Below are 13,074 nucleotides of genomic sequence, written 5' to 3'. Positions count from 1 at the left end.
CGTTTGTATCGTTTGATTGTGTTATGCCGGAGAGCGCCTTGTGAATGATGTCCCCCACCGCCCGCAGGTGAAAACCCGTAAAGCGCTGACGCCGCTTCTGGAAATTCGCAACCTGACGAAGTCATTCGACGGGCAACATGCTGTCGATGATGTCAGTCTGACTATCTATAAAGGCGAGATTTTTGCCCTGCTGGGCGCGTCAGGTTGTGGAAAATCGACTCTGCTACGGATGCTGGCAGGTTTTGAACCGCCGAGCAGCGGGCAAATTATGCTCGACGGCGTCGATCTGGCGCATGTTCCGCCGTATCAGCGTCCGATTAATATGATGTTTCAGTCCTATGCGTTGTTTCCGCATATGACGGTAGAGCAGAACATCGCTTTTGGTCTGAAGCAGGACAAACTGCCGAAGGCGGAGATTACCAGCCGCGTCAATGAGATGCTGGGTCTGGTGCACATGCAGGAGTTTGCAAAACGTAAGCCGCATCAGCTTTCCGGCGGTCAGCGCCAGCGCGTGGCCCTGGCGCGCAGCCTGGCGAAACGTCCTAAGCTGCTCTTGTTGGATGAACCGATGGGCGCGCTGGATAAAAAATTACGCGACCGGATGCAGCTTGAAGTGGTGGATATCCTTGAGCGCGTCGGCGTGACCTGCGTCATGGTGACGCACGATCAGGAAGAAGCGATGACGATGGCGGGGCGCATTGCCATCATGAACCGTGGAAAATTTGTGCAAATTGGCGAACCGGAGGAGATTTACGAGCATCCGACGACCCGCTACAGCGCCGAGTTTATCGGATCGGTAAATGTTTTTGAGGGCTTACTGAAAGCGCGTGAAGAGGACGGTCTGGTCATTGACGCGCCCGGTTTGGTTCATCCGTTAAAAGTCGATGCAGATGCCTCTGTCGTTGATAATGTGCCGGTATATGTGGCGCTACGTCCGGAAAAAATCATGCTCTGTGAGTCGCCGCCTGCCGATGGCTATAATTTCGCCGTCGGCGAAGTGGCGCATATTGCGTATCTCGGCGATCTGTCTATTTATCATGTGCGGCTAAAAAGCGGGCAGATGATCAGCGCTCAACTGCAGAATGCGCACCGTTACCGGAAAGGGTTACCGACCTGGGGCGATGAAGTGCGTTTGTGCTGGGAAGCGGATAGCTGCGTGGTCCTGACGGTATAAGGGGGAAACATGAGCACACTTGAACCTCCGGCACGCATCAGTAAACCTGGCGGCGCGGCGCTATGGTTGGCGCGAATGCAAATGAAACATGGGCGTAAGCTGGTTATTGCTTTGCCTTATATCTGGCTCATTCTGCTGTTTTTACTGCCGTTTCTTATCGTCTTTAAGATAAGCCTGGCGGAAATGGCGCGGGCGATCCCGCCGTATACCGATCTGCTGGAATGGGCTGACGGTCAGTTGTCGATTACGCTCAATCTCGGTAATTTTTTGCAACTGACCGACGATCCGCTTTATTTCGAAGCCTATCTGCAATCGTTACAAATTGCCGGTATTTCCACAATCTGCTGCCTGCTGCTGGGCTACCCGCTGGCGTGGGCGGTGGCGCACAGCAAGCCCTCCACGCGCAATATCCTGCTGCTGTTGGTGATCCTGCCCTCGTGGACGTCTTTTTTAATACGCGTCTATGCCTGGATGGGCATTTTGAAAAACAACGGTGTGCTGAACAATGTGTTGCTGTGGCTAGGGGTTATCGATCAGCCGCTGACGATCCTGCACACTAACCTGGCCGTCTATATCGGCATTGTTTATGCGTATCTGCCGTTTATGGTTCTGCCCATTTATACCGCATTAACGCGCATTGATTATTCGCTGGTGGAAGCGTCGCTGGATCTCGGCGCCCGACCGCTGAAAACATTTTTTAGCATCATTGTCCCGCTCACCAAAGGCGGAATCATCGCCGGCTCGATGCTGGTTTTTATCCCGGCGGTGGGAGAGTTCGTGATCCCGGAACTGCTTGGCGGGCCGGACAGTATCATGATTGGTCGCGTTCTGTGGCAGGAGTTTTTCAATAACCGCGACTGGCCGGTGGCTTCTGCGGTCGCCATTATTATGTTGCTGCTGCTGATCGTGCCGATCATGTGGTTCCATAAACATCAGCAAAAAAGTGTGGGGGAGCACGGATGAATAACTTACCGGTCGTTCGCTCGCCCTGGCGAATTCTGATTCTGGTGCTGGGGTTTACTTTTCTCTATGCGCCGATGTTAATGTTGGTGATTTACTCGTTTAACAGTTCGAAGCTGGTGACGGTGTGGGCGGGATGGTCGACGCGCTGGTATGGCGAGCTCTTTCGGGATACCGCCATGATGAGCGCAGTGGGACTAAGCCTGACAATTGCCGCCTGCGCGGCGACGATGGCGGTGGTGCTCGGCACTATCGCTGCGGTGGTGATGGTGCGATTTGGACGATTTCGCGGCGCAAACGGCTTTGCGTTTATGATCACCGCGCCGCTGGTGATGCCGGATGTGATTACCGGGCTGTCGCTGCTGTTGCTGTTTGTCGCGCTCGGTCATGCTATCGGCTGGCCCTCCGATCGCGGGATGCTGACCATCTGGTTGGCGCACGTCACGTTCTGTACCGCCTACGTGGCAGTGGTGATCGCTTCGCGATTACGCGAACTGGATCGTTCGATTGAAGAGGCGGCGATGGATCTTGGCGCGGCGCCGTTGAAGGTCTTTTTTGTCATTACGTTACCGATGATCATGCCCGCGGTGATCTCGGGCTGGCTGTTGGCCTTTACGCTTTCCCTTGACGATCTGGTGATTGCCAGCTTCGTTTCCGGTCCCGGCGCCACCACGCTACCGATGCTGGTTTTCTCCAGCGTGCGCATGGGCGTGAACCCGGAAATCAACGCGCTGGCGACGTTAATCCTCGGCGTGGTAGGAATCGTCGGATTTATTGCCTGGTACCTGATGGCGCGAGCGGAAAAACAGCGGATTCGCGATATCCAGCGTGCAAGACGCGGCTGAAGCCACTAAAATCTTCCACTATGGCAATGCGTTGCCGCGCGGGTCGCGGCATCATTTTCAGGGAAGACATTCATTGGGATTTATAAAGCAATCAACCTCATCACATGCCCGTTTAAATGTGCCTACGCTGGTGCAGGTTGCGGCTATGGCGATTATTTTGATTCGCGGTCTCGATGTGCTGATGATTATGAATACCCTCGGCATACGCGGGATGGGCGAGTTTATTCATCGCAGCGTGCAGACGTGGAGCTTAACCCTTGTCTTTCTGGCCAGCTTAGTGCTGGTCTTTGTTGAAATTTATTGTGCGTTTTCGCTGGTGAAAGGCCGTAGCTGGGCGCGCTGGGTGTACCTGGCGACACAAATTATTGTGAGCGGATATCTGTGGGCGGCGTCGTTAGGCTACGGGTATCCGGAGTTGTTTAGCATCGCGGGAGAATCGAAGCGTGATATCCTGCATTCCCTGGTCATGCAAAAACTCCCCGATCTTTTAATTCTGTTTCTGCTGTTTATTCCCGCTCCCAGCCGTCGGTTCTTCCGGCTGCAATAATGTGTATAATCGTCGCCCCGGATAATATGAAGGTTTTTTGGTATGCAGTGCGCACTCTATGACGCGGGTCGCTGCCGTTCCTGTCAATGGATTACGCAGTCGGTTAACGAACAACTTTCCGCAAAAACAGCCGATTTACATCGTTTGCTCGCCGGGCTGCCTGTTGAACAGTGGTGCGCGCCGATTGGCGGCCCGGAACAGCATTTCCGCAACAAAGCGAAAATGGTCGTGAGCGGTAGTGTAGAAAAACCGCTCTTCGGGATGCTGCATCGCGACGGTACGCCGGTCGATCTTTGCGGCTGCCCGCTGTATCCCGCCTCCTTTGCCCCCGTATTCAGCGCGCTAAAACCTTTTATTGCCCGTGCCGGACTCACGCCTTATAACGTGGCGCGAAAACGCGGCGAACTGAAATACCTGTTGCTGACGGAAAGCCAGTTCGATGGCGGTATGATGCTACGCTTCGTGTTGCGTTCAGAAACCAAACTTACGCAACTGCGCGCGGCGTTACCGTGGCTGCGCGCGCAACTGCCGCAGCTCAGAGTGATCACCGCAAATATCCAGCCGGTACATATGGCGATTATGGAAGGGGAGACGGAAATCTACCTGACGGATCAGCAGGCGCTGGCGGAACGTTTTAACGATGTGCCGCTGTGGATTCGCCCGCAAAGTTTCTTTCAGACCAACCCTACGGTCGCCAGCCGATTATATGCGACGGCGCGCGACTGGGTAGGGCAACTGCCGGTACGCCATATGTGGGATCTTTTTTGCGGAGTGGGCGGATTCGGCCTGCACTGCGCGACGCCGCAGATGCAATTAACCGGTATTGAGATCGCGCCGGAGGCGATTGCCTGCGCGAAGCAATCCGCTGCCGAGCTGGGATTGACCCGCCTTCATTTCCAGGCGTTGGATTCCACCCAATTCGCCACCGCACAAGGTGAAACGCCCGACCTGGTGTTGGTGAATCCTCCCCGCCGCGGCATTGGCAAGCCGTTGTGCGATTACCTTGCACAAATGGCGCCGCGTTTTATTATTTATTCAAGCTGTAACGCGCAGACGATGGCGCAGGATATTCGTCATCTGCCGAACTACCGTATTCAACGTGTTCAGCTTTTCGATATGTTCCCGCATACCGCGCATTATGAAGTGTTAACACTGCTTTGCAGGCTGTAGCGCCAAAAGCCAGACATACAAAATATCTATATTAACTATCTAATTATCCATAAATAATAATAACCATGATCGATCGATAAAAAACTCCGATCGATCGTGGTTATATATTACCCTATTTTTGCAAATCAAATCACAAATAATCACTTTAAATCTTTTAATGACTAATTTTGATTATTACAGTGCGTGTAAGGCAAAATTAGACAAGGTGGTTTATCGGGTAACTTTCAATAGCATCAGCGAAGCAATACGTAACGTCAGTAAAGGGGTCAATCATGACAACGAATAGGCACGCTTATGGAGGGCGTTCAGACGATGTTTGCCAAATTTATAGATGTTATTCAAACGTTTTTAACTGAACCGGCAATATTAATTGGGATATTAGTCGGTGTTGGCTATGCGCTGGATAAAAAGACGCCTATAAAAATTATCACCGGTATGATCAGCGCGATGGTCGGTTTGATGATGGTGTTATTTGGCGGCTTTCAATTTTCAGCCACTTTTAAACCGGTTGCAGAGGCAGTCAGCAAGGCTTATGGCGTGCATGGATACTTAATGGATTCATACGCCATGAAAGCCGCCACGCAAATAGCGCTGGGCGATAATTTCGGCTATGTAGGATACGTTTTTGTACTGGCGTTTTTTACTAACCTGTTATTAGTTTTATTTGGCCGTTATACCGGCGCAAAAGGTATATTTCTTACCGGTAATACCGGGGTCTCTCATTCACAGGCAGTACTGTGGTTAATCGTCTTCTGGCTGGGGTTCGGTTGGGTACAATCCATTGTAATTGCCGGGGTATTGACCGGGGTCTTTTGGGCGTTTTCAACTACACTTATTGTTAAACCCATCGCCAAAGTGACCAATAACGCCGGTTTTACCATTGCGCATAACCAGATGCTGGGACTGTGGTTTTTCTCGAAATTCGCGCATAAATTCGGCGATCCGGAAAAGCATGACGCCGAAAACCTGAAACTTCCCGGTTGGTTAGCCATTTTTAACCACAACGTGACGGCAATCGCCATTGTGATGACGCTCTTCGTTGGCGGTTTTCTATTGGCGACAGGGATCGATAACGTACAGTTAATGGCGAAAGGCAAACCCTGGTATATCTATATCATCAATCTGGGCCTGCAATTCTCTATGTATATGGTCATCTTGCTGCAGGGCGTGCGGATGATGGTAGGTGAAATTAACGGTTCGTTTAAAGGATGGCAGGATCGCTTTATTCCTAACGCTATACCGGCTGTGGATGTTGCTGCTTTATTACCTTTTTCGCCGAACGCGGCCACGCTGGGATTCGTCTTTTGTACCTTCGGCACGATTTTTTCCATGGGCATTCTGCTGCTCATCCATAGCCCTATTATGGTATTGCCTGGTTTTGTTCCGCTCTTCTTTTCCGGCGGTCCCATCGGCGTATTAGCCAACCGAATGGGGGGATATCGTTCCGTTATTATTTGTACTTTCCTGTTAGGGATTATTCAGACTTTCGGTACGGTATGGGCCATTCCTTTAACCGGGCTGGCAAAAGAAGGTGTGGGCTGGACGGGAATATTTGACTGGGCGACTCTGTGGCCTGCAATTTGTGAATTACTGAAATTTATTGCTTCAACGTTCCATCTTGGTCCTTATTCCATTTAATTGATTCGGTTTATATATAAAGGATTTTATTATGAAAGATTCTGTAAATATTTTATTCGTATGCGGTTATGGTGTAGGCAGTAGCGTAATGTTACAGACTGTTGTTAAAAAAGCGTTAGCAAAATATGACTTCTCTTTTGATATGGAGCATACGGCAGCGGGAGAGGTCGGTGGATTTACCGACTGGGCAGATATTTATGCGATTTCGAAAAAATTGCTTGATGTTGTTAGCCTCGATCCTAAACACGGACAATATCTCATTCCCATTGAAAATATCATGGATGGCGAATCAATAGGCAAACAGATTTACGATGTGGTAGAGAAAAATTTTCCGCACCTGCTCAACAAATGAGGGTGAGTCATGAAAGCGATTATTCTGCTGTTTGACAGTCTGAATAAAAACTATTTGCCGCCCTATGGTGATTTGCTAACGAAAGCGCCTAACTTTCAACGCCTGGCGGCACATGCCGCCACCTTTGACAATAGTTATGTCGGCAGTATGCCCTGTATGCCAGCCCGTCGGGAACTGCACACCGGGCGCTATAACTTTCTGCATCGTGAGTGGGGGCCGCTGGAACCCTTTGATGATTCCATGCCGGAATTATTGAAAAAAGCGGGGATCTACACCCATCTTATCAGCGATCATCTGCATTACTGGGAAGACGGCGGCGGTAACTACCATAACCGCTATAGCTCCTGGGACGTAGTACGCGGTCAGGAGGGCGATCACTGGAAGGCGAGCGTTGGCGAGCCGCCCATTCCGGAAGTACTGCGCGTTCCACAAAAACAAACCGGAGGCGGCGTTTCCGGGCTATGGCGTCATGACTGGGCGAACCGCGAATACATCCAGCAGGAAGCCGATTTTCCCCAGACAAAAGTTTTTGACGCCGGGTGCGATTTTATCCATAAAAATCATGCCGAAGATAACTGGTTATTGCAGGTTGAGACGTTCGATCCGCATGAGCCGTTTTATACCACCGAGGAATATTTATCGCTCTATGACGATGAGTGGCAAGGCCCGCATTATGACTGGCCGCGCGGCAAAGTCAGTGAAAGTGAGGAGGCGATAGCGCATATTCGCTGTCGTTATCGGGCCCTGGTTTCCATGTGCGACCGTAATCTTGGACGTATCCTTGATCTGATGGATGAACACGATCTCTGGCGCGATACGATGCTGATTGTCGGTACCGATCACGGCTTCTTGCTGGGGGAGCACGGTTGGTGGGCTAAAAATCAAATGCCCTATTATAACGAGGTGGCGAATAACCCGCTGTTTATCTGGGACCCGCGCAGCGCGGTATGCGGAGCGCGACGGCAGTCGCTGGTGCAGATGATTGACTGGGCGCCAACGCTACTGGATTATTTTCAGCAACCTATTCCCGCAGATATGCAGGGCCAGCCGCTGGCGAAAGTCATTGCCAGTGATGAACCCGTCAGGGAAGGCGCGCTGTTTGGCGTGTTTAGCGGACATGTTAATGTTACCGACGGACGCTATGTTTATATGCGGGCCGCGCAGCCGGGGCGTGAGCATGACATTGCGAACTACACGTTAATGCCGATCAAGATGAATGCGCGTTATGATGTGGATGAACTGGGAAAATTATCTCTGGCACCTCCGTTTAACTTTACTAAAGGGCTTCAGGTATTACGTATTCCGGCCAGGGAAAAATATAAAGGTGTGAATAGCTTTGGTCATCTCTTGTTTGATCTCAGAGACGATCCGCAGCAGCAACATCCTATTCATGATGAGGCCATCGAAGCAAGGATGATCAACTTACTTATCCGTTTGATGAAAGAAAATGATGCTCCGGCGGAGCAGTATCGCCGTCTGGGTCTGGATGTTATCTAAAAACGTAACAATGTTGTAAGCCGGGTACGCGTCAGCGTCACCCGGCAAGTATTAGTCCGAATCGCCTGTTGATGCAGGCGTTTGAGACTGATGACAAACTGTAGAATGCTCAATGGCGCTGCGCTTATCAGGCCAGGATGATTTCGTGGTCTGAATAAGGTATTTATACTGCCATTTCGCAACACGGTGGGCTAATCACATACGTCTTACTGCGGGAACCACTGATCGCTGATTTTCTGATAAGTGCCGTCCGCTTTAATGGCGGCCAGCGCATCATTCAGTTTTTCCAGCAACGCCTTATTGTCCGGGCGCACCGCGATGCCAAGTCCGGTACCGAAGTATTGCGGATCGGTCACTTTCTCTGTTGCCGGACCCAGTTGCGGATTCGTTTTCAGCCACTCATTGACCACTGCGGTATCGCCAAAGACGCCGTCAATACGGCCATTTTTCAGGTCGATAATCGCATTCTGGTAGCTGTCGTAGGCCACGGTTTTGACCTCCGGATGTTTATCCTGGAGATATTTTTGATGCGTGGTGCCATTTTCCATACCGATACGCTTACCTTTTAGATCGGTAAAGGTTTTATAGGTGTCTTTTTTGGCAATCACCAGCGCGGAGTTCGCATAATAGGGATTGCTAAAGGCGACCTGCTTACTGCGCTCCGGGGTAATGTCCATTCCGGAAATGACGGCATCATATTTTCTGAATTTCAGCGCCGGGATAAGACTATCGAAAGCATGATTGGTAAAAGTACATTCTGCCTGCATTTGCTTGCATAATGCGGTTGCCAGATCGATATCGAAGCCCACAATTTTATTACTCGCATCCAGGGATTCAAACGGGGGATAGGTGGCGGAAACCCCGAAATTGATTTTTTCAGCGGCGATGCTGCCAGTGGCGAAAGAGGCGAGTAATGCGGCCAGAACTAACTTTTTCATGATGTCACTCCCGTAATCTTATGATTATGCGCCGTGTCTGCGGCATAGATTTACAATGCCATTAATTGAATTTATATGCAATAAAAATGATTAAATATTTTAAAATGGATAAAAAAAGACGGACAAGTTAACCATTTGTCCGTCGGGTTTATTCAATATTATGCATCGTAGGCTTGATAAGCGCAGCGCCATCTGACCATTGTCGAACGGCGGCGAGAATGCCTTATCCTGCCTGGTTAATTGCGCCGCTCAAACGCCAGGGCTTTACGCTCAATCAAACGCATCATCAGCGTCAATAGACCGTTGACGACCAGATAAATTACGCCTGCCGCGCCAAATACCATCACATCGTAGGTACGACCATAGAGCAACTGACTGTACCCCATGACCTCCATCAAGGTGATGGTATAGGCCAGAGAGGTACTTTTGAAGACCAGTACTACCTCATTAGAATAGGAGGAGAGGGCGCGTTTAAACGCATAGGGCAACAAAATCGCCAGCGTATCTTTCTTACTCATCCCCAGCGCGCCGCAGGACTGCCACTGACCTTCCGGAATCGCGCGAATCGCGCCATAAAATAGCTGCGTGGTATAAGCGGCGCTGTTTAGCGACAACGCGATCAGTGCGCACAGCCACGGTTCAGACAGTAGATGCCAGAGTAGCGGATACTCTTGCAGTGTCGGGAATTGACCGGGTCCGTAGTAGATCAGGAAAATTTGCACCAACAACGGCGTACCGGTAAACAACGTGATATAGCCGCGCACCAGCCACACCACGAACGGCGTTTTTAGCGTCAGGATAATGGTAAAAACTAACGCCAGCACCAAAGCGACGGCAATAGAAGCCACGGTCAGCGTCAGGCTGGTGTGTAGCCCTTTTAGCAGTTCAGGTAAGTACTCAAGCATTAGTCTGGCCTCCGCTCAAAACGTGTCGCGCGCAGGTCTATGCGTTTGAGAATGTACTGACTGATCAGCGTAATGACCAGGTAAATAGCCGCCGCAATAATGTACCAGTTAAACGGTTCCTGGGTGCGTGTGGCAATACTTTTGGTCTGTAACATCAGATCGTTAACGCTGATAAGGCTGACCAGAGCCGTATCTTTTAGCAACACCAGCCACTGATTACCCAGCCCTGGCAGGGCGTGACGCCACATCTGCGGCATCACCAGACGGAAAAAAATCGCCGTCTTTGATAATCCCAGTGCCTGACCCGACTCCCACTGACCAGACGGAACGGCTTTCAGCGCGCCGCGTAGCGTCTGCGACGCATAGGCCGCATACAGCAGGGACAACGCAATCACGCCGCACAGGAACGGACTGACGTCAAAGTTCTCAATCTCCATTTGCACCGGGATCTGCGTAAAGCCGAGATGGAGGGTAAACCCGTCAGACAGCGTAAGCAGGAGTTGCGAGGAGCCGAAATAGATAAACAGCACCACCAGAATTTCCGGCAGGCCGCGTAAAATAGTGACCAGCGCGGAGCCTATCCAGGCAATCGGGCGCCATTTTACGGACTCCCAGACGGCAAAGAACATGGCTAACGCGAGGCCAATGATCAGCGCGCAGACGGCAAGGCCGACGGTCATCCCGGCGGCGCTTGCTAAAGGAAAAAATTCGTTCATCAAAGATTACTTCTGGAACCATTTGTTATAGATGGTCTCGTAAGTCCCATCTTTCTTCACTTTTTCCAGCGCAGTATTGAATTTCTGCTGCAGCTCGGTGTTGCCCTGACGTACCGCGATACCCAGGCCGGTGCCGAAATAATCTTTATCGGTGACTTTATCGCCGACCGGTGCCAGCTTAGGATTGGCTTTCAGCCATTCGGTCACGACCGCCGTGTCGCCGAAAACAGCGTCGATACGGCCATTTTGTAGATCCAGCTTCGCGTTCTGATAGCTGTCATACGGTACGGTGGTGATTTCCGGATGCTTATCCATGATGAATTTCTGGTGCGTCGTACCGTTCTGTACGCCGACTTTCTTGCCTTTCAGTTGATCGACGCTGGTGTATTTGCCCTGCTGACCCACGAACAGCGCGGAGTTGTCGTAATATGGCGTGGTAAACAGCACCTGCTTTTCACGTTCCGGCGTGATATCCATTCCCGCCATTACAGCGTCGAAGCGGCGGAATTTCAGGCTGGGGATCAGGCTGTCGAACGCCTGATTGGTAAAGGTACAGGAGGCGTCGATCTCTTTACATAGCGCGTTGGCCAGGTCGACGTCAAAGCCGACAATCTTGTTATTAGCATCCATCGATTCGAACGGCGGATAGGACGCTTCGGTCGCAAAACGAATGGTCTGGGCTGCTGTAGCGGAAAGGCTAAAGCCTGCAATTAGCGCGGCAATCAGAACTTTTTTCATTGTCATTGTCCCGAATCTTAGTGAGAGAGATAGTTTTTGAACGCTTCGGTCTGAGGGTGGGCAAAGCAACCCGCATCACCGTGCTCGACGATGTGACCATTTTCCATATAAATCACACGACTGGCGGTCTTACGCGCCACTTCGACTTCATGCGTAACGATCACCTGAGTAATGTTCGTTTCCGCCAGCTCATGAATAATGCTGACGATTTGAGCGGTAATTTCCGGGTCCAGCGCGGCGGTCGGTTCATCAAACAGCAGCACCTGCGGCTCCATCATCAGCGCGCGGGCAATCGCGACGCGCTGCTGCTGACCGCCGGAAAGATGCAACGGATAACGATCGCTATAGGGCTTCAGACGTAAACGCTCCAGCAGCTTTTCTGCGCGCGCCAGCGCCTGATCTTTTGTCAGACCCAGTACGCGGCAGGGCGCTTCAATCAGATTCTGCACAACGGTGAGATGCGGCCAAAGATTATATTGCTGAAAGACCATTCCGACATTTTGACGTAGCTCACGAATCGCCTTATCGGACGGCGTTTTCGTAAAATCAAAATGGTTCCCGGCGATAGTCAGAGTGCCGGAGCGCGGCATCTCAAGCAGATTGAGTACACGCAGCAGCGAACTTTTACCCGCCCCGCTTGGGCCAAGCAACACCAGCGTTTCGCCTTCGGGGCAATCCAGCGTGATATCGAACAGCGCCTGATGCGCGCCGTAAAAGCAATTAATGCCGTTTAATTGAATACTCATTGACACTCGTATACAGGCAGTCTGATAGCTATTGAAGCCGCAGATAGTACCTTTCGCAGAATAGTTATGCAATATTTATGCGTTAAAAGTTAAATATATCCCACATTCTTCCCTAAACATAGCACAAAATAGCAGGAGGAATAGTAGGTAAGAAGAATTGTCGGCATCCCGGGCAGAATGCCAGACAATTTACGGGGTTATGGGTGCAAAAGCGGGGAATACTGGCTGTTAACGGTTTTCTATCGACTGGCGCAGCGTACCGGCAGGGGCATGGACATCTCCGCCCAGATAGCGAACGTCGTCAATCACCCAGCATGAGCCTTCGTGAATCATAAGGACCTCATCCTGCCAGCTTTGATCGCCCTGTTTTAACGCTACCCGCAGAGGAATGTTGCGCGCATCTCGGTTCGGAATGGTTGATGCGCTGGCGACGTTGGCGCTATCCGGCAGCGTAGCGCGGCTGGAGAACAGATCGCCGCTCATCAACTGGCGGTGCTCCGTATCGCGGCTGGCGTCGGTCAACAATTTCGCCAGGTTATCACTCAAGTAGGGGCGAAGCGCGGCGATATCATTGCTGTGGTGTTGAATACGGTAGTCGTAAAATTGTTGAGCCACGCTGTCCGGGCCGCCTTCCACACACGCGCCGATACGCGGGCCATTATCTTTGTAGGCGGGAGTGACGGTCGTACAGGCGCTAAGCAGAAGCGCGCACGGGATGAGCAAAGAGAGTTTAGAATAGCGCATGATGATTTCCTTATAGGCGATCGAGCAAAAACCGATCTACGATAATCAATTATATCCTTTCAATGATAGCGTATCAGCTTGATAATGCGTTTGAGATCGTGTGC

The 13,074-nt window shown here is 51.1% G+C and carries 14 protein-coding genes; 8 read left to right on the top strand and 6 right to left on the bottom strand.

The window, feature by feature from the left end; translation table 11 throughout:
- The first annotated feature begins 40 nt into the window (after positions 1-40).
- The 8 genes from potG to ABVM99_RS21765 all read left to right on the top strand — a co-directional run bounded on the left by potG (position 41) and on the right by ABVM99_RS21765 (position 8,183).
- On the top strand, positions 41-1,174 hold the full coding sequence (potG, locus tag ABVM99_RS21800) for a putrescine ABC transporter ATP-binding subunit PotG (protein WP_001000698.1): 1,134 nt from the start codon (positions 41-43) through the stop codon (positions 1,172-1,174).
- Between the two features lie 9 nt (positions 1,175-1,183).
- Positions 1,184-2,137: a putrescine ABC transporter permease PotH gene (potH, locus tag ABVM99_RS21795; RefSeq protein ID WP_000105453.1), complete on the top strand. Its 954-nt coding sequence runs from the start codon at positions 1,184-1,186 to the stop codon at positions 2,135-2,137.
- Complete coding sequence (gene potI, locus ABVM99_RS21790) at positions 2,134-2,979, top strand: putrescine ABC transporter permease PotI (protein ID WP_001061629.1); 846 nt, start codon at positions 2,134-2,136, stop codon at positions 2,977-2,979. The genes potH and potI overlap by 4 nt, the downstream gene beginning before the upstream one ends.
- Before the next feature lie 73 nt (positions 2,980-3,052).
- Positions 3,053-3,526 carry a YbjO family protein gene (locus ABVM99_RS21785; RefSeq protein ID WP_000505788.1) on the top strand — a complete coding sequence of 158 codons (474 nt, stop codon included), beginning with the start codon at positions 3,053-3,055 and terminating at the stop codon, positions 3,524-3,526.
- Between the two features lie 42 nt (positions 3,527-3,568).
- The gene (rlmC, locus tag ABVM99_RS21780) at positions 3,569-4,696 is read left to right on the top strand and encodes a 23S rRNA (uracil(747)-C(5))-methyltransferase RlmC (RefSeq protein ID WP_001623325.1); all 1,128 of its coding nucleotides are present in this window, start codon (positions 3,569-3,571) and stop codon (positions 4,694-4,696) included.
- A gap of 294 nt (positions 4,697-4,990) precedes the next feature.
- On the top strand, positions 4,991-6,334 hold the full coding sequence (locus ABVM99_RS21775) for a PTS sugar transporter subunit IIC (RefSeq protein WP_000399323.1): 1,344 nt from the start codon (positions 4,991-4,993) through the stop codon (positions 6,332-6,334).
- 31 nt (positions 6,335-6,365) lie between these two features.
- Positions 6,366-6,686 carry a PTS sugar transporter subunit IIB gene (locus ABVM99_RS21770; protein WP_000655399.1) on the top strand — a complete coding sequence of 107 codons (321 nt, stop codon included), beginning with the start codon at positions 6,366-6,368 and terminating at the stop codon, positions 6,684-6,686.
- Positions 6,687-6,695: 9 nt separating this feature from the next.
- Positions 6,696-8,183: a sulfatase gene (locus ABVM99_RS21765; protein ID WP_000644019.1), complete on the top strand. Its 1,488-nt coding sequence runs from the start codon at positions 6,696-6,698 to the stop codon at positions 8,181-8,183.
- A gap of 206 nt (positions 8,184-8,389) precedes the next feature.
- Here the strand turns inward: ABVM99_RS21765 and artJ are convergent, their stop codons facing one another.
- From artJ to ABVM99_RS21735, 6 genes are all read right to left on the bottom strand, one after another.
- Complete coding sequence (gene artJ / locus ABVM99_RS21760; RefSeq protein WP_000737537.1) at positions 8,390-9,121, bottom strand: arginine ABC transporter substrate-binding protein ArtJ; 732 nt, start codon at positions 9,119-9,121, stop codon at positions 8,390-8,392.
- A gap of 236 nt (positions 9,122-9,357) precedes the next feature.
- Complete coding sequence (gene artM / locus ABVM99_RS21755) at positions 9,358-10,026, bottom strand: arginine ABC transporter permease ArtM (protein WP_000895393.1); 669 nt, start codon at positions 10,024-10,026, stop codon at positions 9,358-9,360.
- Entirely contained in the window at positions 10,026-10,742 is a 717-nt protein-coding gene (gene artQ, locus ABVM99_RS21750) for an arginine ABC transporter permease ArtQ (protein WP_001001677.1), read from the bottom strand. Before artQ ends, artM begins: the two co-directional genes overlap by 1 nt.
- Positions 10,743-10,748: 6 nt before the next feature.
- Positions 10,749-11,480 (bottom strand): arginine ABC transporter substrate-binding protein ArtI, encoded by a 732-nt coding sequence (gene artI, locus ABVM99_RS21745; protein ID WP_000756586.1) that lies wholly within the window; start codon positions 11,478-11,480, stop codon positions 10,749-10,751.
- 17 nt (positions 11,481-11,497) lie between these two features.
- Positions 11,498-12,226 (bottom strand): arginine ABC transporter ATP-binding protein ArtP, encoded by a 729-nt coding sequence (gene artP / locus ABVM99_RS21740; RefSeq protein ID WP_000027186.1) that lies wholly within the window; start codon positions 12,224-12,226, stop codon positions 11,498-11,500.
- Positions 12,227-12,454: 228 nt separating this feature from the next.
- On the bottom strand, positions 12,455-12,970 hold the full coding sequence (locus ABVM99_RS21735; protein ID WP_001270724.1) for a lipoprotein: 516 nt from the start codon (positions 12,968-12,970) through the stop codon (positions 12,455-12,457).
- Positions 12,971-13,074: the final 104 nt, after the last annotated feature.

It is taken from the genome of Salmonella sp. SJTUF15591, from assembly GCF_043356435.1.
In the GTDB taxonomy this organism is placed as follows: domain Bacteria; phylum Pseudomonadota; class Gammaproteobacteria; order Enterobacterales; family Enterobacteriaceae; genus Salmonella; species Salmonella enterica.
This window is presented reverse-complemented; position numbering and strand designations above follow the sequence as displayed.